This window comes from Calditerrivibrio sp., assembly GCF_049968475.1.
GTDB classification, from domain to species: domain Bacteria; phylum Chrysiogenota; class Deferribacteres; order Deferribacterales; family Calditerrivibrionaceae; genus Calditerrivibrio; species Calditerrivibrio nitroreducens_A.
On sequence record NZ_JBMFQS010000005.1, the window covers coordinates 130,341 to 151,838 of the forward strand.

Here is a 21,498-nt window from a genome sequence, read left to right on the forward strand (position 1 = left end):
TAAATGAGCTTGGTAGTTATGAAGTTTGGTGGCACCAGTGTTGGCTCCATTGAAAGGATCAAGAATGTGGCCAGGATTGCAGTGAAAAAGAAAGAAGAGGGGCATGATGTGGTTGTGGTTTCTTCTGCAATGGCAGGGGAAACAGACAGACTTATCAATCTTCTGAAGGAAATTTCCCCAAAATATGACCTCAGAGAGTATGACCAGCTTGTTTCCACAGGAGAGACAGCCGCAATCCCATTGGTTACTCAGGCTATTAAAGAGTTGGGGCATGATGCAATATCTTTTACCGGCTTTCAGATCGGGATGATCACAGATGGAGCACACTCTAAGGCACGTATCGTAAAGATAACAGCGGAGAGAATTTTCAAAGCTCTAAAAGAAGGGAAGATTTGTGTTGTGGCTGGTTTTCAGGGTATTTTTCCTGAAACAGGTGATATCACCACCCTTGGAAGAGGTGGATCTGACACCACTGCTGTGGCTATTGCTGCCGCAATAAAAGCCGATGTTTGTGAAATTTACACAGATGTGGATGGAGTTTACACTGCAGATCCAAGGATAGTAAAAAACGCTAAAAAACTTGACAGAATCTCTTATGAAGAGATGCTCGAGCTTGCATCTCTTGGGGCTAAAGTTTTACAATCAAGATCTGTTGAGCTTGGAATGAAGTATAATGTACCTATTTTAGTTTTATCATCAATTGAAGACAAACCAGGAACTTTAGTAGTTAAGGAGGATAAAGATATGGAAAAAGTTATTGTTTCAGGTGTTACTGCTGATAAGAATCAGGCAAAGATTACAATAGTTGGTGTACCAGACAGACCAGGTATTGCAGCTGAAATATTTGGGAAATTGGCTGAAGCAAACATAAATGTGGATATGATTATTCAAAATGTGGGGCTTGATGGAAAGACAGATCTTTCCTTCACTGTGGCAAAAACAGATCTTTTAAGGGCAATAGATGCTTGTGAAGCTGTAAAAACCTCAATTGGTGCATCAAAGGTTGTAAGCGATGAGAATATTGCTAAGGTCTCCATCGTTGGTGTTGGTATGAAGAGTCATGCAGGTGTGGCTGCGAAGATGTTTAAACTTCTCTCTGAAAATAATATAAACATACAGATGATCTCCACGAGTGAAATTAAAATCTCATGTGTAATTGATGAGAAATTTGCTGAGCTTGCAGTGAGAGTATTGCATGAAAAATTTGTGGAGGAAGGAGATAATGTCTCGTAAAATATATCTTTATGATACAACATTAAGGGATGGAACTCAGGCGGAGGATGTAAACTTTACCGTTCAGGATAAAGTTAGAATTGCTGAAGCATTGGTGGATTTTGGTATAGATTACATAGAGGGTGGTTGGCCTGGATCCAACCCCCGTGATATAGATTTTTTCAACGAGGTAAAGAAATCCAAAAAAGCCGCCGCTTATGTAGCTGCTTTTGGTAGCACCAGAAGAGCAAAACTATCCTGTGATAGTGATGATAATATTCAGGCTTTGCTTCAAAGTGGTGCTCCAACAGTAACGATATTTGGTAAGACCTGGGATCTGCATGTAAAAGAGGCTCTAAAGATATCTCTGGAAGCGAATCTTGAAATTATTTTTGACTCAATTGCCTATCTCAAAAAGAGGGTAAACACAGTCTTCTATGATGCAGAGCATTTCTTCGATGGTTATAAGGCCAATGCTGAATATGCTATAAAAACCTTAAAGGCTGCCATTGAGGCCAAAGCAGACTGCCTTGTGCTCTGTGATACAAATGGCGGTACTATGCCGGATGAACTGGTGGAAATAATCAATAACGTGAAAAAAGAGATAGGGGATTATCCACTTGGTATTCATTGTCATAATGATAGTGAATGTGCTGTGGCCAATTCTATATTAGCTGTGAAAAATGGCATAGTGCAGGTGCAGGGTACTATAAATGGTTATGGGGAAAGATGTGGGAATGCAAATCTTTGCTCCATCATTCCAAACCTGCAATTAAAATATGGCTATCAATGTGTCAGCGAAGATCAGCTTAAAAGACTTGTTAAGATTTCAAGGTTTGTTAATGAATTAGGCAACTTAAAACATAACATTCATCAGCCTTACGTTGGTAGGTCTGCTTTTGCCCATAAAGGGGGTGTGCACGTAAGTGCGATACTCAAAAACTCCAGGACATACGAGCATATCGAACCGGAATTGGTGGGGAACAAGCAAAGAGTACTTATTTCTGATCTTTCTGGTAAAAGCAATCTTATTTATAAGGCAAGAGATTTCGGTCTGGAAATAGATCAAAACGACCCAAATCTCAATACTATTTTGGAAAAATTAAAAGAGCTTGAGAATAAAGGGTTCCAGTTTGAAGGAGCTGAGGCATCCTTCGAATTGCTCGTGAGGAAAGGGCTAGGAAACTTTAGAAAGTTTTTTGATCTTTTGAGCTTCCGTGTTATCGACGAAAAAAGAAGTGCCCTTGAGCCACCTTTTGCTGAGGCCACTGTGATGCTGATGGTGGGTGGTGAGATTGAGCATACAGCTGCAATTGGAAATGGCCCCGTCAATGCCCTCGATCTTGCTTTGAGAAAGGCTCTGGAAAAATTTTACCCATCCCTTAAGACTATGGAGCTTGTGGACTTTAAGGTAAGGATACTTTCCGGCAAAGATGGAACCAAGGCTGTTACGAGGGTGTTAATTGAGTCGAAGGATGAGAAGGATATCTGGGGAACAGTGGGGGTTGCCCACAACATAATAGATGCCAGCTATCAGGCTCTTGTGGATTCCATCGAGTATAAACTTTTCAAAGATGCCTACAAATAGGAATAGATTTAAATGTAGTTTTTAAAATTAAAAAAAGGCGGGTTATCCCGCCTTTTTTATTTTTCTTCTATTATATCAAGCTTTATGCTGAGCTCTTTTAATTGTTTTGCATCCACCTTGTTTGGAGCATCACTCATAAGGCATGTGGCTTTCTGGGTTTTGGGAAAGGCTATAACATCCCTTATGGAATCTGCTCCAGCCAAAATAGAGGCTATCCTATCCACTCCAAAAGCGATTCCACCGTGGGGAGGGGTGCCATATCTCAGTGCTTCAATGAAAAATCCAAATTTTAGATCGCATTCCTCTTTTGTAAGTCCTAATATATTAAACATCTTTTCCTGGATATCGCTTCTGTGAATCCTGATACTTCCTCCGCCTATTTCAGATCCGTTAAGTACCAGGTCATAGGCTTTTGCCCTTATCTTAAGTGGATCGGTATCAAAGAGTGGGATATCTTCATCCACAGGTGCAGTAAATGGGTGATGTACTGCAGCATATCTTTTTTCCTCTTTGTCCCATTCCAGAAGCGGGAAGTCGATAACCCAGGTGAAGTTGTACTTGTTTTTATCTATAAGTCCAAGTCTTCTTCCAAGTTCAAGACGAACTTTTGACATAAATAGATTTACAGTGGATTTTTCCCCTGCACCAAAGAATACAATATCTCCAACTTTTGCATCCATAGCATCAAGAATCCTATTAGTAAGTTGCTCACCTAAAAACTTTATGATGGGGGACTGTAGACCATCTTCATTGATTTTGATGTATGCCAAGCCTTTTGCCCCAAGGGAAACCGCATAGTCTGTTATTTCATCGATCTCTTTTCGGCTAAATTTACCAGCACCTTTTGCGTTGATGGCCTTTACGATGCCACCTTCCTTAATTGCATCGGTAAACACTTTAAAATCACAGTCTTTTACAAGATCATTTATGGTCTTGGTAAAAAGCTCAAACCTTGTGTCGGGTGCATCATGGCTGTACTTTTCCATTGCTTCGGCATATGTCATAACTGGAAAGGGTCTTTGTACTGTTATCCCTGCAACTTTCTGGAATATCTCAACAAATAACCCTTCAATAAGATCCATAAGATCCTGTCTGTCGATGAACGACATCTCCATATCAAGCTGAGTAAATTCAGGTTGTCTGTCAGCCCTTAGGTCCTCATCTCTAAAGCATCTTACAATTTGAAAATATCTATCGTAGCCTGAAATCATCAAAAGCTGTTTAAACATCTGGGGTGACTGAGGTAAGGCGTAAAATTTTCCAGGATTTACTCTACTTGGGACGAGATAATCCCTTGCCCCTTCGGGTGTGCTTTTTGTGAGAAATGGTGTTTCAATATCAAGGAAGCCTTTGCTGTAGAGATACTCTCTCATTGTTCTGGTAAGATTATGTCTTAAAATGATATTTTTTTGAAGATTTGGTCTTCTAAGGTCAAGATATCTATATTTTAACCTTACATCTTCCCCAACATTTGTGTTTTCTTCAATCTGGAAAGGTGGAGTTTTGGCGTTATTCAGGATCTTTATCTCTTTTACAATGATCTCTATTTCTCCTGTGGGTAAATTTTCATTAATAGTCCCTTCAGGTCTTTTTTCCACTTTACCTTTTACCGCCACAACATACTCGCTTCTAACCGCTTCTGCGATTGAATGGGCTTCAGGATTGATTTCAGGGTTTAGTACTAACTGAAGTAATCCGGTTTTATCTCTTAAATCTATGAAAATTACTCCACCATGGTCCCTTCTTCTATGTACCCAACCCATTACGCAGATATCCTCCCCTGCGTTTCTACCATTTAATTCACCACAATAATGAGTTCTTCTCCAATCACCTAAAAGTGATAACATAATATTGCCTCCTTTGATCTATTATAATGTTAATTTTTCTATAATTTCCTCTTTTTTGACTTCAAATTGAACACCTGTTTTCATATCTTTTAACTGAACAATCCCACGTTCTTTCTCTGATGTCCCTATTATTATTACCCAATCTGCTGAGTTTCTATCGGCTTTCTTAAATTGATTTTTAAAATTACCAAATTCGTAGTCAAAACCTGTGGATATATCATTTTTTCTGAGTAATTCAATCATCTCAAAACCTTCTTTAAATGTTTCCTCAAAAAAGACAACGAAAACTTTTTTAGTGCGATTCACCGGGATATTTTTTTCCATCATAAGCGTTACGAGCCTGTCGACGCCAATAGCATAACCTATACCAGGTATGTCTGGTCCTCCCAATGTTTTTATCAGACCGTCGTATCTTCCACCACCACCAACGGCACTACTTGCCCCCAACCTGTCTGTCACAAATTCAAATGCAGTTTTTACATAATAATCAAGACCTCTTACCATAAATGGGTCTATATTAAATTTGATGTTGAAAAATGTAAGGAACTGTTTTGTCTTTTCAAAATGTGAATTGCATTCATCACAGAGATGATCCACCATCTTTGGAGCATTTCTGGTGGCGGATTTGCATCTGTCTATTTTACAGTCAAGTACCCTCAATGGATTTCTGTTTAGTCTGTTTAAACAATCATCACAGAGCTGGTCTTTTTTATCGGTCAAATATGATATCAGCTTTTCTTTGTATAGAGGTCGGCATTTTGGGCAACCTATAGAATTGATATTTAGTGAAACTATATCTAAAATACCACATTCATCAAATATGTCCTGCATAGTTTTGATAACCTCTGCATCCAGTGATGGGGCTGAAGAACCAAAAGCCTCTATCCCGACCTGGTAAAATTGTCGGAAGCGCCCTTTTTGGGGTCTTTCTCTTCTGAACATAGGTCCATAGTAGTAGTATTTTGCTATTGCATTGCCAGTATATAGTCTGTTTTCTATGTATCCCCTTACAATGGATGCTGTGCCTTCCGGTCTTAAAGCAAGTCTATCCCCACCTTTGTCATCGAATACAAACATCTCTTTTTCAACTATATCAGTGGTGTCCCCAATCCCTCTCTGGAAAACCTCAACTTTTTCAAGCACCGGTAGTTTAAATTCAGTATATTCATATCTTTTAAACACTTTATGGAATGACTTTTCAACTTTGTGCCAATAAGGGATTTCATCACCAAATATGTCCCTAAAACCTTTAACTCTTGTGAACAAAAAAACCTCCTAAATTTAACATGTTAACAGTATCTTTTTTTAAAGTCAATTAAAATTTCCTAAAAGTTTGATTTTACTATATTAATTATTGCTTTTGCCGTTTTTTCGATGTTAAATTTTTCAATATTGATAAGTGTGTGATAAAGCTCTGGATCGTCTATTTCTGCACCGTAGTAATGTTTAATAAAGTTTTTTCTTCTATGTTCAATATCTAATATCTTCTGCTGTGCTGATCTGGCATCTATCTGTAGTTTTGATTGAACCCATTTTACTCTTGACTCAAAAGGTGCATATATCCGAACATGAAAAGCCTTTGGATGATCTTTTAGGATACATTGGGCGCCTCTACCTATGATGACCACATCCCCTTTCTGGGCAAGCTTAAAAATAACCCTTTCCACCATTTTCTGGAAAGATTCACTATCAAAAATTGGATTGTATTTGATCCCTTCGTCAAAAAGTGATTCATCTTCCGGTATTTCAATACATTCAGGCGTGGAGCATTTTAGATATGGGTCATCCTTTATGATATCACTGAAGATGTTTATATCTATATACTTTGAAAGGATGGCAGAAAGATTTGAATGGTAATCTTCATCAAAACCTTTTACAACATGTGCAGGTGTACTTGTGAGGATGGAGACGTATTGAATAATTTCGTTATTTACAAATTGATATCCCAGAGCCTTTGCAACCCTTTCTCCTACGTATTCCCCAGAACAACCGTATTGCCTTGAAATGGTAACTATCGCCAATGTAGCCTCCCTAATATTTTGATATTCAGATCATCATCCAATTCGTTTATCATGGTGGTTATATCTTTTTTCAGTAAAGGATGTTTGTAGTCGGGTATAATATCCCTGAGAGGGTATAATACGAAGCTTCTATTATGCATTTCAGGATGTGGGATTATTAGTTCTCTCATATTTATTAGCTGGTTATTATAGTCTAATATATCTATATCGATTATTCTACTGTTCCACCTTCCTGTATCTATTCTGCCCAAAGATATTTCTACATTTTTCAAAAGTTTTAATAGAAAAAGAGGGGAAAGATCGGTTTTGACCATTACGACAATATTAAAATAGTCCTCCTGGTTATCTTTTAGAAGTGATAGGGAAGAGTAGATGTTGGAAACTGTTACTATGAGACACTGTTGAGATAGTAATTTAATTGCATTTTTTAGGTTTTTAGATTTTGGTGGTATATTACTGCCCAGTCCTAATAAAACATCAGCCATACTCAACTCTTTATTTTGTTGCTGATATCAACAAGTGCTTCCACGAAGGTAGGATAGGAAAAAATATGTCTGGATATATTATCTATCTCCAAGTTTAGTTTTATAATCAGAGAAAAAATTGGAAGAAGTTCATTGGCACCTTTGCCAATTATATGTGCACCTAAGACCTTTTTTGTATTCTTTTCTATAATAACCTTTATAAATCCCTTAGAATGCCCTGTAATTATAGACATTTCAAGATCTGCAAAGGAGTATTTTATAGTTTGAATATTGTATTTTTGTTCAATAGCCTCTTGTTCGGTTAACCCTACAGTTGCGATCTCTGGATCTATGTATAACACTTTGGGAAATACAAAAAGATTCTCATCGTGATTTTTGCCAAGTATATCACTAGAAACGATATCTGCAGAAAGGTAAGCCCAATTTAGAAACATAAATTTTCCGGCAGCATCCCCAATGAAGTAGATGTTTCGATTGCAACAACTACTGAGGTTTTTGTTTAGTAGAGGGAGATTGTTTTCGATCTGAACATTGGCGGCATCAAGATGGAGATGATTGATATTAGGAATTCTACCTACAGCTATAAAAACTTCATCCGACTGGATCTGTTCATTGTCCAAAAATATAAGTGTTTTATTTCCTATCTTTTCAATATTTGTTACCGTTTTCCCCTTTATTATATTCACACCATCTTTTTTCAAAAACTCTTCACATTTTTTTACTATAAAATCATCAAAAGTATAAAGTATTCTATCTCTTGATTCTATTATGGTTACCTGGCAACCGATCCTTTTAAAAACTGTGGCATATTCTACCCCTATAAAACCTCCACCTATTACCGTTACAGTATTTGGAATCTTTTCTAAGTTTATTATGTTTAGGGGGTCTAAAAATTTTTTACCTGTGGCAAAAGGGGGGGTTTTGGGTAAGGAACCTGTGGCAATAATCGCCTTTTCAAACGATACCTCTTCCACAGTTTTATTCGAGTATTGAATAAGGATAGACTGTTCCGAATTGAAGGAAACTAAACCTTCTATGAGTTCAACGTTATATTCTGAAAGATCATCCTTGTAAGCTTTGAAGATTTTATTGGATACATTTTCTATATATTTTCGCATCTTTTTGAGATCAAACGCAGACTCTGGTGGATTCTCAGTGCAAAAGTTTATAAAATAGGAAGTTTTGGTTTTTAATCGATTGTATAGATAGCTCAGGTACAAAAGTGTATTGGATACTGTATTGCCGGTGAATTTTGTAGGAGAATTGAGATTTTTATCGATAATTGCTACTTTTTTCCCTGCCTTGGCAAGCTCGATGGCAGCACTGGAACCTGCAGGTCCAGCGCCTATTATCACAATGTCGATATTTCTTTTGATCGTGTTTGACATTATACGATATTCCGATTAATTTTGTTAAGCTCCCAGTTTACCTGCCATTTTCTTTATCTCATCTGCATAATTGATTTCTTCCCAGCTGAACCCTTTTCTTCCAAAATGACCGTAGGCGGCAGTTTTTTTGTAAATAGGTTTCTTTAAGTCAAGGGCTGTGATAATACCTTTGGGGGTAAGATCAAAAATCTTCTTAACTATATTGGAAATCTCTTCATCTGGGATGATTCCTGTGTCAAATGTGTTTACCATCAATGAAACAGGCTCTGCAACGCCTATTGCATAAGCTATCTGAACTTCACATCTATTTGCCAATCCGGCTGCAACAATATTCTTAGCCACCCATCTTGCGGCGTAGGCTCCACTTCTATCCACTTTTGATGGGTCTTTACCAGAAAATGCTCCACCACCATGACGGCCAGATCCACCATAAGTATCTACTATTATTTTTCTGCCGGTAAGTCCACAGTCCCCCATAGGTCCACCAACCACAAATCTACCTGTGGGGTTGATATGATAGGTAATATTTTCTTCATCCAGAAGATTAGATGGTATAACCTCTTTTATAACCTTTTCTATAATATCTTCCTTTAGATCTTTGTGCTTTACATCAGGGGAGTGCTGAGCTGAAACAACCACTGTGTCTACCCTTAATGGTGTATATCCGTTGTACTCTATGGTGACCTGGGATTTTCCATCTGGTCTGAGGTAAGGTAAAATCTCTTTTTTTCTGACTTCTGCTAATTTCATACAGATTTTGTGGGCAAGCATGATGGGAAGAGGCATCAACTCCTCCGTCTCATCGCAGGCAAATCCAAACATTAACCCCTGATCCCCGGCGCCTCCTGTATCCACCCCCATAGCAATATCGGGTGATTGTTTATCAATTGTGGATATAACGGCACAGGTTTCATAGTCGAAGCCGTATTTCGCTCTTGTGTAGCCAATATCTTTTATGGTATTTCTAATCACTTCCGGAAGATCCACATAGGTTGAAGTGGTGACCTCGCCGGCAACAATACATAATCCGGTGGTGACAAGAGTTTCAACCGCCACACGGCTATTGGGATCATCTTTGAGCATTGCATCAAGTATGGCATCAGAGATCTGATCAGCCACTTTATCCGGATGTCCCTCTGTAACTGATTCTGAAGTAAAAACATATTTTCGGTTTTTCATTTCAATTATCCCTTTTATCTTTATAGCTTGCAATTATTTGTTCCATTCTATCTTTACCCTGCAATTTCCTTACTTTTATCTCTTTAATCTTTACTTGAACTTCTGGTGGAAAATATTTTAAACTGCACAATGCTTCTAGATCCTGTTCCAGCTGGATATGTTCATCATAAAGCATTTTAAATTCCTCATTATTACTATAAAGCTCCTGAATAAGCTTTGACTCATACTTTATCATATTCCACCTCGCAATTTAGTCTCATTGTATATGCATCTTTGTTTAAGCCATAAAAATTTTTTCTTTTGCCAATCACTTCAAATCCCAATGATTTATATAAGTGAATTGCAGGTAAATTGTCAATACGAACATCCAGAAAACAAACAAATGGTTTTAAGCTATTTTCAATCATATAGTTCAACAATCTTCTACCTATACCCTTTGATTGGCAATCTTTTTTTACTGCAATATTAACCACTTCAAGTTCATTTAACATCTTTGAATCGTTGTAGATCTCCCAGTAAATAAGGTACCCTTTTATAATATCTTCTTCATAGATAAAAAATTTCGTCACATCATTATTAAGCTCGTGTAAAAAACTTTCATAACTCCAGGGGCTATCGTAAAGCTCTTTTTCTATCTCCAAAATTTCCATCAGATCTTCTTCAACAGCTTTTCTTATCAAATTGTATTTCCGCTTCTGATTTTTTAAAGTAAAAGGGGATCGGTTCTGTTTTAAAATTTTCCAGCATTTTGTTGGTTAAACAGCTGTAAATATTGTGGTACATTATAAAATCGATATCGTTCGTAATCTCATTTTCATAAATTGTATAGTAATCGGAAAATACCATTTTTGTAAAATCGTACTCTTTACAAACATACTCTTTACCCCTTAACTTGAGGGCTATTTTTTTTGTCTTTTTATCATCAGCCAGAGCAAAAGCATCAAGAATCGATATACCATACACAGGCTTAGAAATAGATACCGCAACTCCCTGAGCAACCGATACACCAACCCTGATTCCGGTAAATGAACCTGGACCGGTTACAACTATAAATTCATCGATATTTTTAAGTTGTAATGATGCTATATTCAGTGATTGTTCAATAATATCAATCAATTTTTCGGATATTCTATTTGCTGCGTTTAAAAAAACTTTGAATATAATATTTTGATCTTTTGAAATTGCTAATGATACATATTGGCTGGTGGTATCTAATAATAGTCTTACCATTAATATAATTTATATTATAATTATAGATTATGTCAAGAGGAATACACCAATATGAGCAAATATAGTATTGATTTATTTTAAAACTGTTATTATGATACCTCAGGAGGTTTAAATGAAAAGTTTTAGAAAAGAGATTGTTTTTCAGACAAAAAATCGTGTGGAATTTATAAATATTACGAGGGAAGTACAAATAGCCATAGATGAAAGCGGTATTAAAGAGGGGATCTGTCTTGTAAACTCTATGCATATAACGTCATCTGTTTTTATAAATGACGATGAATCAGGGCTACACAACGATTTTCGAATATGGCTTGAATCTTTAGCTCCCCATGAGCCTATTTCCAAATATAGACATAACCTCACCGGTGAGGATAATGCCGATGCCCATCTAAAGAGACAGATAATGGGTAGAGAAGTGGTGGTGGCTGTGACAAATGGAAAGCTTGATTTTGGTCCATGGGAACAGATCTTTTATGGTGAGTTTGATGGATGTAGGAGAAAGAGGGTTTTAATAAAAATAATAGGTGAATAAAGGAGATTTAGATGATACTGCACGTTACACATAATGATTTGGATGGGGTGGGTTGCGCTATTCTTGTGAAGAGATGCTATGATTTTGTGGATACATATTATCTCAATTATGATGATGTGGATTCGTTTATTCAGAACAATTATGCCAATTACGAACAGCTTATCATATCTGATATCTCCCCATCAGAGGAAACTTTTAAGTATATAGAAAATCATATTGAAATTGTTTTTATCGATCATCATAAAACATCTTTGCACCTTGGGGAATATGCTTTATCTTATCTGGATACAACAGTTTCTGCCACTTATCTTACTATGAAATGGCTTGAGGAGAGCGGTTTTGACCTTTCTGAATACCATGATTTTGTGGATTGTGTCAATGATTTTGATATGTGGCATCTGAAGAGAGATGACAGTCTGAAGATGAATATGCTTTTTACTATTCTGGGGCTTGATAGATTCAGGGAGAGATTTTTGAATAATCCGTCCACGAAATTTACTGAAGTGGAGTTGTTGCTACTGGATCTTGAATCAGAGTCTCTTGATAAATATCTAAAAAATGCAGAAAAGATGGTTAAGACATTTGTGGATAAAAATAATCGTAAATTTGGAGCTATTTTTGCGGAAAAGTACAATTCGGAGCTGGGTAATCATCTTATAAAGACACACGATTTTGACTATGTTTTCATTATTAACGCCCAGAGGGGCAAAGTTTCCATGAGATCAAAGCCGGATTTTGACGTGAGCGAAATTGCTGTCAAAAATGGTGGTGGTGGGCACAAAAATGCCGCCGGTTTTAGTACCAATTACGATTTTGGACTGAATCAATTTCTGAAGAATCTGGAGGTATATTAGTGCAGGCAGAATTTATAAAATCTGCGTTTTATCCAAAAGATTTCCCCATAATCGATCTTCCTGAAATCTGTTTTGTTGGTAAAAGTAATGTTGGGAAGTCTTCTGCTATAAATACATTAATAAATAGAAAAGATTTAGCCCGAGTGGGGAAGACTCCTGGTAAGACGAGGCTAATTAACTTTTTTTCTATTAAAACAAAAGATATCAGTTTTGTCCTTGTGGATCTACCTGGCTATGGTTATGCTCAGGTATCCAAAAAAGAGCGGGAAGAATGGAAAAAGTCGATCGAAAATTATCTGAAATTCAGAAACAACCTTAAATTGGTGGTTTTTATCCTTGATATAAGGAGGAATCCGGATGAGCAGGATGAGGTGATGTTTAAGTGGTTAAAATCTTACAATAAAGATTTCGTTATGCTTCTCACCAAATCGGACAAGCTCTCTAATAATGAGATTGCCAACCGATTAAAGGAACTGTATATTCATCCAATGATAAATATGGATAATTGTATCATCTTTTCATCACTTACAAAAAGGGGGAAGGATGAGCTTTACCAAAAAATTGTTGAGTGTTGTACTAAATAAGGGATTCTTAATTGGATTGGTTTTTATTTTAACAATTTTAGTCTGGGTTTTGAAAAATAACCAGGCAGATGATGGAGTGAAATTTTTAGCTGATGATAGCTTGATAAAAGAGATGCTTTCAGATATAGAATTTTCCAGGGAATCGATTTTTATATCCATATATATGTTTAAGACAGATGGTACCGGGGATGCTGGCCAGCTTAAGGATGCCCTTATAAGGGCGGCTGGTAGGGGGGTAAAGGTGTATGTTGTGATGGATGTGGCAAAGGAAGACATTACAACTGAAGCAAATACGTCTACAGGGAAGGAACTCTCGAATCATGGTATAATGGTGAAATACGATTCCCCGCTTAGAAAACTACATTCAAAACTTATGATAATTGATGAAAAGATAGTTTATATCGGAAGCCATAACTACACAAACAGTGCTTTTTCTAAAAACAATGAAACTTCTGTAAGGATAATTTCGGATAAAATAGCAAAAGAGGCCATAAGCTATATTAAAAATATTAAAACGTATGAACAGTAAAAAAAATTAGAAAAGAGTAAGGTGGTTCATCTTTAAAAAGAAGAACCACCCCTTAATAGCTATCAATGAATCAGTTATTACCGTGAATACCAAACAGCTGTCTGAGGGCATGGCGGGCGATGTTTGGATTTTCTTTCAATCTTCTTCTGGAGTATGGAAGCCAGTCTTTCCCAAAAGGTACATACACCCTGAGTCTATGACCTGAATTTACTATTATTCTTCGTAACTCTTCATCCACACCAAGGAGCATCTGAAATTCATACTTATCTCTTGTCAATCCATATTTCTCTATTAATCTCGTGGCCTCAAAGATCAGTTTTTCATCATGTGTGGCTATCCCTACGTATGCCCCTTTCTGAAACATTTTCTCTAGAATATAAATAAAGCTTTGGTTTATTATGTATGGATCTTTGTAAGCATGTACCCTTTTTTCGTTGTAAATCCCTTTGCAAAGTCTGAAATTCATTGGGCCATCTGAAAGATTTTCCACATCTTTTGGAGTTCTCCTGAGGTATGCCTGTAAGACTACCCCAACATGCCCATGATAATTCCCTCTCAATCTTCTGTAAAAGTCGATCGTATCGTCGGTGCAGGTTACATCTTCCATGTCTATCCTTACAAAATTTCCAAGTTGTTTTGCATGATCCACTATCTTGAGTATATTATCGAAAGCCACTTCTTTGTTTAGATTAAGTCCCATCTGGGTGGGTTTCAAAGAGAGATTTGCATCAAGACCCTCTTTTTTAATCGTGTCAAGTATTTCTATACATCTTTCTCTGTAGTATTCTGCTTCATCAAGATTCTTGATAAATTCCCCAAGTATATCTATGGTGGTCATGATCCCCTGGCTGTTTAACTCTTTTGTAACTCTTACTGCATCCTCTAATTCTGGCCCTGCAATATAACTTTTGGCAAATATTCCCACCAGTGGACCGGGGATATGCATAATACTTTTTGAAATTAAAAAATTTAGTAGCGACATGAAATATCTCCTATTTATCGAGCATAAAAGGGTAGCCTACTTCATCCGGAGCTATGAAATTCTCTTTTACAGCCCTTGTGGATACCCATCTGTAAAGATTTAAAATACTTCCGGCTTTGTCGTTTGTTCCTGATGCCCTACCACCACCAAATGGCTGCTGACCTACAACTGCACCTGTGGGCTTATCATTAATATAGAAATTTCCTGCTGCAAATTCAAGTTTTTCCATCATTTTTGATATTATCTTTCTATCATTTGCAAATATTGCACCGGTAAGGGCGTAAGGGGATGTTTTGTCGCAAATCTCAAGTGTTTCTTCAAATTTTTCGTCGTCATATACATATATAGTAAGAACTGGTCCAAAGATCTCCTCTTCCATAGTTTTGAAATGTGGATCTTTTGCAAGAATTACCGTTGGTTCGATGAAATAACCATATGATTTGTCGTATTTTCCACCGAATATTATCTCGGCATCTTTCGAATTTTTGGCGTAGTCAATGTATTCAGTTATACTTTCGAATGCAGATTCATCAATGACAGCATTTATTAATTTTGTGAAATCCTCCACATCACCCATTTTAAGATTTTTCAGCTCTGCCTCCATGATCTCCCAGGTATTATCCCATATTGATCTTGGGATATATGCCCTTGATGCAGCGGAACATTTCTGACCCTGATATTCAAATGCCCCCCTGACAAGAGCTACCACCAATTTTTTGATATCAGCAGAGGAATGGGCAAATACAAAGTCTTTGCCACCTGTTTCACCTACTATTCTTGGGTAGTTTTTATATTTTGCGATGTTTGCCCCCACATCTTTCCACATCTTCTGGAATACAGCAGTACTTCCAGTAAAATGGATCCCTGCCATAAGTGGGTGCTTGATACATATATCCCCCACAATTGATGCGGAACCAGGTATAAAGTTTATTACCCCATCCGGAAGTCCAGCTTCCTGAAGTATCTTCATGATGAAATAAGGCGCATAAATTGCCGAAGATGCTGGCTTCCACAGAACCACATTTCCCATTATTGCAGGTGATGTTGGTAAGTTGCCACCTATTGCTGTGAAATTAAACGGTGTGACGGCAAAAATAAAACCTTCTAGGGGTCTTTGCTGAGTGTAATTCCATGTTCCTTTTGGACTATGGAGGGGTTGTTCTTTATATATCTGCTGGGCGTAGTAGCTATTGAATCTCCAGAAATCTATCAGTTCACATGCGGAGTCTATTTCTGCCTGATAGACATTTTTGCTTATGGAAAGCATTGTGGCAGCATTCAGAAGATATCTGTATTTTGTGGATAACAGATCAGCAGCCTTTAAGAATATGGATATCCTTTCTTCATATCTTAATTTTTGCCATTCTTTCCAGGCTTTTTGGGACTCTTCTATGGCAAGGAGTACCTCTTTCTCCCCTGCTTTGTGATATTCTGCTAAAACATGAGCGTGGTTGTGTGGGCATACAACCTTACCTTTTTCACCCGTCCTTATCTCTTTGCCCCCTATGATCAATGGAATATCGATAACCTGCGATTTAAGATCATTAAGTGCGTTTTTTAAAAGTTCCCTCTCTTTTGTGCCCGGGGCATAAGAGTACTGGGGTTCATTCTGTGGATATGGTACATTGATTATTGCATTATTGTAATTCATAGGCCACCTCTTGTTCAATGTTTTGTAATCTGATTATATGTTCAAAAAATTGAACAGTCAAGTGAAATTTCATTAAATTTTTTGTCATAATTTTTTAACATCCTTGACTAATTCATTTTTGTTAAGTATAAACAAATCACAAAAATTTTTACGAGGTGAAAGATGGCTAAGGTGTTAATAATTGGGGCTGGCGGTGTTGGAAATGTGGTTGCCAAAAAATGTGCAATGAATTCTGATGTTTTTACCGATATTCTGCTTGCCAGTAGAACTATAGAAAAATGTAACAAAATCAGGGATGAGATAAAAAAGTATATTGGTGTGGATATACAGACTGCTCAGGTGGATGCGGATAATGTTTCTGAGTTGGTTTCCCTGTTTAATAAGTTTAAACCTGAAGTGGTCATTAATGTGGCACTTCCTTACCAGGATTTAACCATCATGGATGCCTGCCTTGAGGCAGGAGTAAACTACCTTGACACTGCAAATTATGAGCCAAAGGATACGGCAAAGTTTGAATACAAATGGCAGTGGGCGTATCAGGAAAAGTTTAAAGAGGCTGGACTGATGGCAGTACTTGGATGTGGATTTGACCCAGGTGTTACCGGTGTTTTTACTGCCTATGCATTGAAGCATTTATACGATGAGATTTATCAGATTGATATTTTAGACTGCAATGCTGGAAATCATGGCTATCCGTTTGCCACAAATTTTAATCCCGAGATCAATATTAGGGAAGTCACCCAAGTTGTACGTCATTATGATAACGGTAAATGGGTGGAGACACCTCCGATTATAGAAGAGGGATCCATTCATTTTACTTTTAATTATCCCCAGATAGGGCCCAGAGAGAGCTACCTTTTGTATCATGAGGAGTTGGAGTCTTTAGCCAAAAATGTCCCAGGAATAAAAAAGATCAGGTTTTGGATGACATTTTCTGAAAACTACTTAACTCATTTGAAAGTTTTGAGAAATGTTGGGATGACGAGGATCGATGAGGTGGATTACAAGGGCTGTAAGGTTGTTCCAATGGAGTTTCTTAAGTGTCTGCTACCAGATCCCGCTTCATTGGCAGAAAATTATACCGGGCTTACTAATATTGGAAACATCTTTGATGGTATTAAGGATGGGAAAAGGTTTAAGAAATATATCTACAACGTGTGTGATCATGCTGCATGTTACAAAGAGGTGCAGTCCCAGGCGATATCATACACTACAGGGGTTCCTGCAATGATTGGGGCTATGATGATGGTAAAAGGTATCTGGGCAAAACCTGGTGTTTACAATGTTGAAGAACTCGATCCGGATGAATTTATGAATCAGCTAAACAAACAGGGACTTCCCTGGGTTGTGGAAGATTTTAATGGTGAGTTGCCAGAGTGAAAGAACCAAGAGAATATTTACCCATATTAGAAGAATATTTTCCCCGTGCTATCACCGATCAGGTGGAATCACCCTGTTATTTAATAAGTGAAGATCTGATAGAGGAAAATTGTAAGATACTAAACAATATTAAAGAAAGATCCGGAGCAAGAATACTTCTTGCACTCAAAGCTTTTGCCCTGCCAGAAGTATTTCCTATAATAGGGAAATATCTCGATGGTGTGTGTGCCAGTGGTCCTTATGAGGCAAGGCTTGGCAGAGAAGAGTTTGGTAAAGAGGTACATACCTTTTCACCTGCCTATACTGACGAAACTATAAAAGATGTCATTGCCACCAGTGATCATGTTCTGTTTAATTCCCTCAACCAGTTTTATAAATATAAAGATTTGGTAAAAGATGCCGGTAAGGAGATCGGTTTGAGGGTAAATCCTGGATATTCTGAAGTTGAGATTCCTCTTTACGACCCCTGTCAGGTTGGTTCAAGATTTGGTGTTTTAAGTGATGACATTAAAAATGCTGACCTTGATTCTCTTGATGGATTGCATTTTCACGCCATGTGCCAGCAAAATGCAGATGTTTTGGAAAAGATCGTTGTGTCGTTTAAAAAACGTTTTGATGATGTTATAAAAAAGGTAAAATGGGTAAATTTTGGTGGTGGACATCACATTACAAGGGATGGTTACGATAGAGAAAAACTTGTAAGTATAATAAAAAATTTTTATAGTGATTATCCTAATATACAAAAAATCTATCTGGAACCTGGGGAGGCTGTGGTCTTCAATGCCGGTGTATTGGTGTCAACCGTACTTGATATCATAAAAAATGGTATGGAGATTGCGATACTTGATACTTCCGCCGAAAATCATATGCCGGATGTTCTGGCTATGCCTTATCGACCAGAGATTTTTGGTGCTGGTTTAGTGGGTGAATATCCATTTACCTACAGATTGGGTGGAGTAACCTGTCTTGCGGGTGATGTGATTGGGGATTACTCTTTTAAAAATCCTTTAAAAATAGGTGACAAACTTGTATTTACTGATATGGCCCTCTACTCATTTGTGAAAAATACGATGTTTAACGGGATACATCTGCCATCTCTTGTTGTGTTTAATTTAAAAAATGGTAAACTAAAAGTGGTCAGAAGATTTGGTTATCAGGATTATAAGTGTAGGGTAAGCTAAAAATCCAATATCTTTGTACTGTGGTGGATTGAAAGATCCACCATATTCAAACTTTTATCTGCAGTATTAAAGTATCTTTGATTTCCTTAGTATGTTTAAAGAAAAAAAAGGCAGAACATCTTTAGAAGTTCCACCCTGTAAAACTCCCCTTGTGCAACCCTCTTCATAACCGTTCTCTTTCTCCGGCAGTTAACCGAAAACCTTCAATATCAACGGGTTATCAAAGAGCATGAGGCCCCCATGGGCTGGAAGCGGCGTAAAGTCTTATTTCTGTGAATTCACGACGGATTTAAAGCATCGAGGGACACCATCCCCGGAGTTCTGAGTGCTCAACAAGTCGTGCCCCGGAACAGTAGGACAAAACATTCGCTCCGATTATCATGATGATGTCTCGGCGGAATCCTGTTGACCATCTTCCCACATCTGAATAGACATCTTGATCTCGGCGGGTCTCGAGGCGGCAAGCACATCCTTATGTCACTGTTCATCCCGAACCATCCTTCTGATCTGTCCAAGCATCTCCAAGTGGCTTTCCGGCGGATCAATGGGGGATAACAGCAAAATCATTAGCCTAACCTTCCGATCCGTCTCTTGGTCTTGGATTACCTCGTCAATAGCCATTATAGGGCGAAATAAACTGCTATCTACGCATGAGGGATCGCCACATCCTCGCCCACGAAAGTCCCGCTTTGTTTTTCTCGGTCGAGAACGGATTTCAATGCCGATCCCATCCACCCCTTACCAATCTCGCGACATGAATCGAGCAGACGCTTGATTGCATCCTCTTTTTCAATGACCTTTTCCCAAACCAGATTTGGTCGACCTCGATAGCGCCGCATCGCTCTCACCGATGAAGTCATTACGCGGCTTGAGCTCCGGGTCGCTCTCCTCGGACTGGAGGCGGTAGAGCCAGTCCAGGAGCGCTTTGGCCTTGGTATCCGAAATGTGTCACCGGTGTTCATGGCAACTCCGGCAGCCCCAATTCCTTGAGAAAGGCATTGTGCCGCGTCCGGGCGGCCTCGATTTTGTGCGTGAGATCGGTAATTTCACGGTGCACCTGCTTCAGATCGATTTCGGCTTCGGCCTGCGCCGTGCTCACGTAGCGGGTGATGTTGAGGTTGAAGTCGTTCTGCTCGATTTCCTCCATACGCACCCGGCGGGAATAGTGCGGTTCCTCCCTGCGGTGCTGGTAGGTTTCGACGATCTTTTCCACGTGTTCGGGAAGCAGCATGTTTTGCCGTTTCCCCTTCTGGTAGTGTTCCGCCGCGTTGATAAAGAGCACGTCGTCGAACTTCTTGCACTTCTTGAGCACCAGGATGCACACCGGGATGCCGGTGGAGTAAAACAGATTCGCCGGCAGGCCGATGACCGCGTCGATGTGGTTGTCCTCCAGTAGTTTCTTCCGGATCCTGGCTTCGCTACCTCCGCGAAAGAGCACCCCGTGCGGCATGATGATGGCCATGGTCCCCTCACGGTGCAGGAAGTGGAAGCCGTGCAGGAGGAACGCAAAATCCGCCGCCGATTTGGGGGCCAGCCCGTACCCCTTGAAGCGGAAATCCTCCGCCAGGGCTTCGCTGGGCTCCCAGCGGTAGCTAAAGGGAGGATTGGCCACCACCGCGTCAAATTCGATCTTCTTAGCCGGGTTCTCCTCGCGCAGGAGCGGCCACTCGTTGGTGAGCGTATCGCCGTGGAAGATCTCGAACTCGGTATCGCGCACGCCGTGCAGCAGCATGTTCATGCGGGCCAGGTTGTAGGTGGTGATGTTCTTCTCCTGGCCGTAGAGCTTGCCCACGCCGTCCTTGCCCATCCGGTGGCGCACGTTGAGGAGCAGCGAGCCCGAGCCGCAGGCGAAATCCAGCACCTTGCCGAGCTTCTCCCGCCTGCCGTTCGCCGGATCCTGGGAGTCGAGCGAGACGATGCCCGAGAGGATGCTCGAAATCTGCTGCGGGGTGTAGAACTCGCCGGCCTTTTTGCCGCTACCGGCGGCGAACTGCCCGATCAGGTACTCGTAGGCATCGCCCAAAAGGTCGCGGTCGGTGGGAAACTCGGCAAGCCCATTGTCGATGGTCTTGATGATGACGCACAGCCGGTCGTTGCGCTGCTTGTAGTTCTTGCCGAGCTTTTCCGAATCCAGATTGATCTCCGAGAAGAGTCCCTGGAAGCTGCTCGCGAAGGATTCGTTCTCGATGAATTTGAAGCCCTTCTGCAACATATGGAGCAGCTCCGAGTCCTGGGTGCGTGCCATCTCGGCGATGCTGCTCCAGAGGTACTCGGGTTTGATGACGTAGTGCACCTTGCGGCGCATCATATCCTCGAAGGCCGGGATGTCATCCGGGTTCTGTTCGTACCACACCGCCAGCGGCGAACGCCGGTCGCCTGGGGCAGGCTCGGGCCAGTCGCTCCCCAATTCCCGTTTGGCGGCTTCCTCGTAGTTGTCCGAGAGATAGCGCAAAAAGAGGAAGGCCAGCATGTAGTCGCGGAAGTCGTCGGCGTTCATCGCGCCGCGCAGTTGGTCGGCGATGGCCCAGAGCGTCTTGCCTAATGATGAATTATAAGTGGTGAATGATGAATGGTTCGGTTGTTCGTTTTTCCTTTTCATTGTTGTACACCTCTAAGCATCTGACAGCTCATAACTCGTAATTCATAATTCACAATTTGGAAACAGTTGCTGCATCAGCCCTTTCTTGTGGGCTTTGAGGGCCTCGAGCTTCTTCGCCTGAAGCTCGATCAGCTCATCCAGCGATGACAGGCAGTCGGCGATTTTTTGTTGTTCACCTGTTTCTATATCAGGAAAGGCAACGAGCTTTTCTTTGAGTATGGAGAAGTGCCTCTTGTATTGTTTTTGCTCAACAGGA

Annotated in this window: 21 protein-coding genes and 1 pseudogene; 8 read left to right on the forward strand and 14 right to left on the reverse strand. The window is 39.6% G+C overall.

The genetic code is table 11. The features are described 5' to 3' along the window. Nucleotides 1-3 precede the first annotated feature (3 nt). Together ACP5Q2_RS06230 and cimA are read left to right on the forward strand one after the other, a co-directional pair. Nucleotides 4-1,233 carry an aspartate kinase gene (locus tag ACP5Q2_RS06230; protein ID WP_424605483.1) on the forward strand — a complete coding sequence of 410 codons (1,230 nt, stop codon included), beginning with the start codon at nt 4-6 and terminating at the stop codon, nt 1,231-1,233. After that, a complete protein-coding gene (cimA, locus tag ACP5Q2_RS06235; protein ID WP_428098293.1) occupies nt 1,223-2,800 on the forward strand; it encodes a citramalate synthase in 1,578 nt (525 codons plus the stop codon). The genes ACP5Q2_RS06230 and cimA overlap by 11 nt, the downstream gene beginning before the upstream one ends. A 56-nt stretch (nt 2,801-2,856) precedes the next feature. Here the strand turns inward: cimA and aspS are convergent, their stop codons facing one another. From aspS to tsaB, 9 genes are read right to left on the reverse strand one after another with little or no spacing between them, the layout of a single operon-like run. Next, nucleotides 2,857-4,647 (reverse strand): aspartate--tRNA ligase, encoded by a 1,791-nt coding sequence (aspS, locus tag ACP5Q2_RS06240; RefSeq protein WP_428098296.1) that lies wholly within the window; start codon nt 4,645-4,647, stop codon nt 2,857-2,859. A 21-nt stretch (nt 4,648-4,668) separates the two neighbouring features. Continuing rightward, a complete protein-coding gene (gene hisS, locus ACP5Q2_RS06245) occupies nt 4,669-5,913 on the reverse strand; it encodes a histidine--tRNA ligase (RefSeq protein WP_428098299.1) in 1,245 nt (414 codons plus the stop codon). Nucleotides 5,914-5,972: 59 nt separating this feature from the next. Further along, nucleotides 5,973-6,668: an AAA family ATPase gene (locus ACP5Q2_RS06250; protein ID WP_428098301.1), complete on the reverse strand. Its 696-nt coding sequence runs from the start codon at nt 6,666-6,668 to the stop codon at nt 5,973-5,975. Next, nucleotides 6,659-7,153, reverse strand: coding sequence for a 2-amino-4-hydroxy-6-hydroxymethyldihydropteridine diphosphokinase (folK, locus tag ACP5Q2_RS06255; RefSeq protein ID WP_424605488.1), 495 nt, complete (start codon nt 7,151-7,153; stop codon nt 6,659-6,661). Before folK ends, ACP5Q2_RS06250 begins: the two co-directional genes overlap by 10 nt. Before the next feature lie 2 nt (nt 7,154-7,155). Further along, complete coding sequence (locus tag ACP5Q2_RS06260) at nt 7,156-8,541, reverse strand: dihydrolipoyl dehydrogenase family protein (protein ID WP_424605489.1); 1,386 nt, start codon at nt 8,539-8,541, stop codon at nt 7,156-7,158. 24 nt (nt 8,542-8,565) lie between these two features. After that, nucleotides 8,566-9,720 (reverse strand): methionine adenosyltransferase, encoded by a 1,155-nt coding sequence (metK, locus tag ACP5Q2_RS06265; protein ID WP_428098305.1) that lies wholly within the window; start codon nt 9,718-9,720, stop codon nt 8,566-8,568. Between the two features lies 1 nt (nt 9,721). After that, nucleotides 9,722-9,955 carry a DUF465 domain-containing protein gene (locus ACP5Q2_RS06270; RefSeq protein ID WP_428098308.1) on the reverse strand — a complete coding sequence of 78 codons (234 nt, stop codon included), beginning with the start codon at nt 9,953-9,955 and terminating at the stop codon, nt 9,722-9,724. Continuing rightward, nucleotides 9,942-10,400, reverse strand: a complete 459-nt coding sequence (gene rimI / locus ACP5Q2_RS06275; protein ID WP_428098311.1) for a ribosomal protein S18-alanine N-acetyltransferase — start codon at nt 10,398-10,400, stop codon at nt 9,942-9,944. Before rimI ends, ACP5Q2_RS06270 begins: the two co-directional genes overlap by 14 nt. Beyond that, entirely contained in the window at nt 10,381-10,950 is a 570-nt protein-coding gene (gene tsaB, locus ACP5Q2_RS06280) for a tRNA (adenosine(37)-N6)-threonylcarbamoyltransferase complex dimerization subunit type 1 TsaB (RefSeq protein ID WP_428098313.1), read from the reverse strand. The genes rimI and tsaB overlap by 20 nt, the downstream gene beginning before the upstream one ends. Nucleotides 10,951-11,062: 112 nt before the next feature. Here tsaB and ACP5Q2_RS06285 point away from each other — a divergent pair, with 112 nt between their 5' ends. From ACP5Q2_RS06285 to ACP5Q2_RS06300, 4 genes are read left to right on the forward strand one after another with little or no spacing between them, the layout of a single operon-like run. After that, a complete protein-coding gene (locus tag ACP5Q2_RS06285; protein ID WP_424605494.1) occupies nt 11,063-11,482 on the forward strand; it encodes a secondary thiamine-phosphate synthase enzyme YjbQ in 420 nt (139 codons plus the stop codon). An 11-nt stretch (nt 11,483-11,493) separates the two neighbouring features. Further along, nucleotides 11,494-12,336, forward strand: a complete 843-nt coding sequence (locus tag ACP5Q2_RS06290) for a DHH family phosphoesterase (RefSeq protein WP_428098316.1) — start codon at nt 11,494-11,496, stop codon at nt 12,334-12,336. Then, complete coding sequence (gene yihA / locus ACP5Q2_RS06295) at nt 12,336-12,920, forward strand: ribosome biogenesis GTP-binding protein YihA/YsxC (RefSeq protein ID WP_424605496.1); 585 nt, start codon at nt 12,336-12,338, stop codon at nt 12,918-12,920. Before ACP5Q2_RS06290 ends, yihA begins: the two co-directional genes overlap by 1 nt. Next, on the forward strand, nt 12,880-13,449 hold the full coding sequence (locus ACP5Q2_RS06300; protein ID WP_428098319.1) for a phospholipase D-like domain-containing protein: 570 nt from the start codon (nt 12,880-12,882) through the stop codon (nt 13,447-13,449). Before yihA ends, ACP5Q2_RS06300 begins: the two co-directional genes overlap by 41 nt. A 70-nt stretch (nt 13,450-13,519) precedes the next feature. On the opposite strand, the gene ACP5Q2_RS06305 is transcribed toward ACP5Q2_RS06300, so the two are convergent. Beyond that, complete coding sequence (locus ACP5Q2_RS06305; RefSeq protein ID WP_428098322.1) at nt 13,520-14,431, reverse strand: proline dehydrogenase family protein; 912 nt, start codon at nt 14,429-14,431, stop codon at nt 13,520-13,522. A gap of 10 nt (nt 14,432-14,441) precedes the next feature. After that, the gene (pruA, locus tag ACP5Q2_RS06310) at nt 14,442-16,082 is read right to left on the reverse strand and encodes an L-glutamate gamma-semialdehyde dehydrogenase (protein ID WP_428098325.1); all 1,641 of its coding nucleotides are present in this window, start codon (nt 16,080-16,082) and stop codon (nt 14,442-14,444) included. Nucleotides 16,083-16,244: 162 nt separating this feature from the next. Between pruA and ACP5Q2_RS06315 the strand changes: the two genes are divergently transcribed. Both ACP5Q2_RS06315 and nspC read left to right on the forward strand, forming a co-directional pair. Further along, nucleotides 16,245-17,462, forward strand: a complete 1,218-nt coding sequence (locus ACP5Q2_RS06315) for a saccharopine dehydrogenase family protein (RefSeq protein ID WP_424605500.1) — start codon at nt 16,245-16,247, stop codon at nt 17,460-17,462. Further along, complete coding sequence (nspC, locus tag ACP5Q2_RS06320) at nt 17,459-18,643, forward strand: carboxynorspermidine decarboxylase (protein ID WP_428098328.1); 1,185 nt, start codon at nt 17,459-17,461, stop codon at nt 18,641-18,643. The genes ACP5Q2_RS06315 and nspC overlap by 4 nt, the downstream gene beginning before the upstream one ends. Before the next feature lie 644 nt (nt 18,644-19,287). On the opposite strand, the gene ACP5Q2_RS06325 is transcribed toward nspC, so the two are convergent. The 3 genes and pseudogenes from ACP5Q2_RS06325 to ACP5Q2_RS06335 all read right to left on the reverse strand — a co-directional run. Continuing rightward, entirely contained in the window at nt 19,288-19,605 is a 318-nt protein-coding gene (locus ACP5Q2_RS06325; protein ID WP_428098331.1) for a PTS sugar transporter subunit IIA, read from the reverse strand. Further along, nucleotides 19,602-21,242: a type I restriction-modification system subunit M gene (locus ACP5Q2_RS06330; protein ID WP_428098334.1), complete on the reverse strand. Its 1,641-nt coding sequence runs from the start codon at nt 21,240-21,242 to the stop codon at nt 19,602-19,604. The genes ACP5Q2_RS06325 and ACP5Q2_RS06330 overlap by 4 nt, the downstream gene beginning before the upstream one ends. Before the next feature lie 57 nt (nt 21,243-21,299). Then, nucleotides 21,300-21,425: pseudogene (locus ACP5Q2_RS06335) on the reverse strand (restriction endonuclease subunit S); the annotation flags it as partial. Between the last annotated feature and the right edge of the window lie 73 nt (nt 21,426-21,498).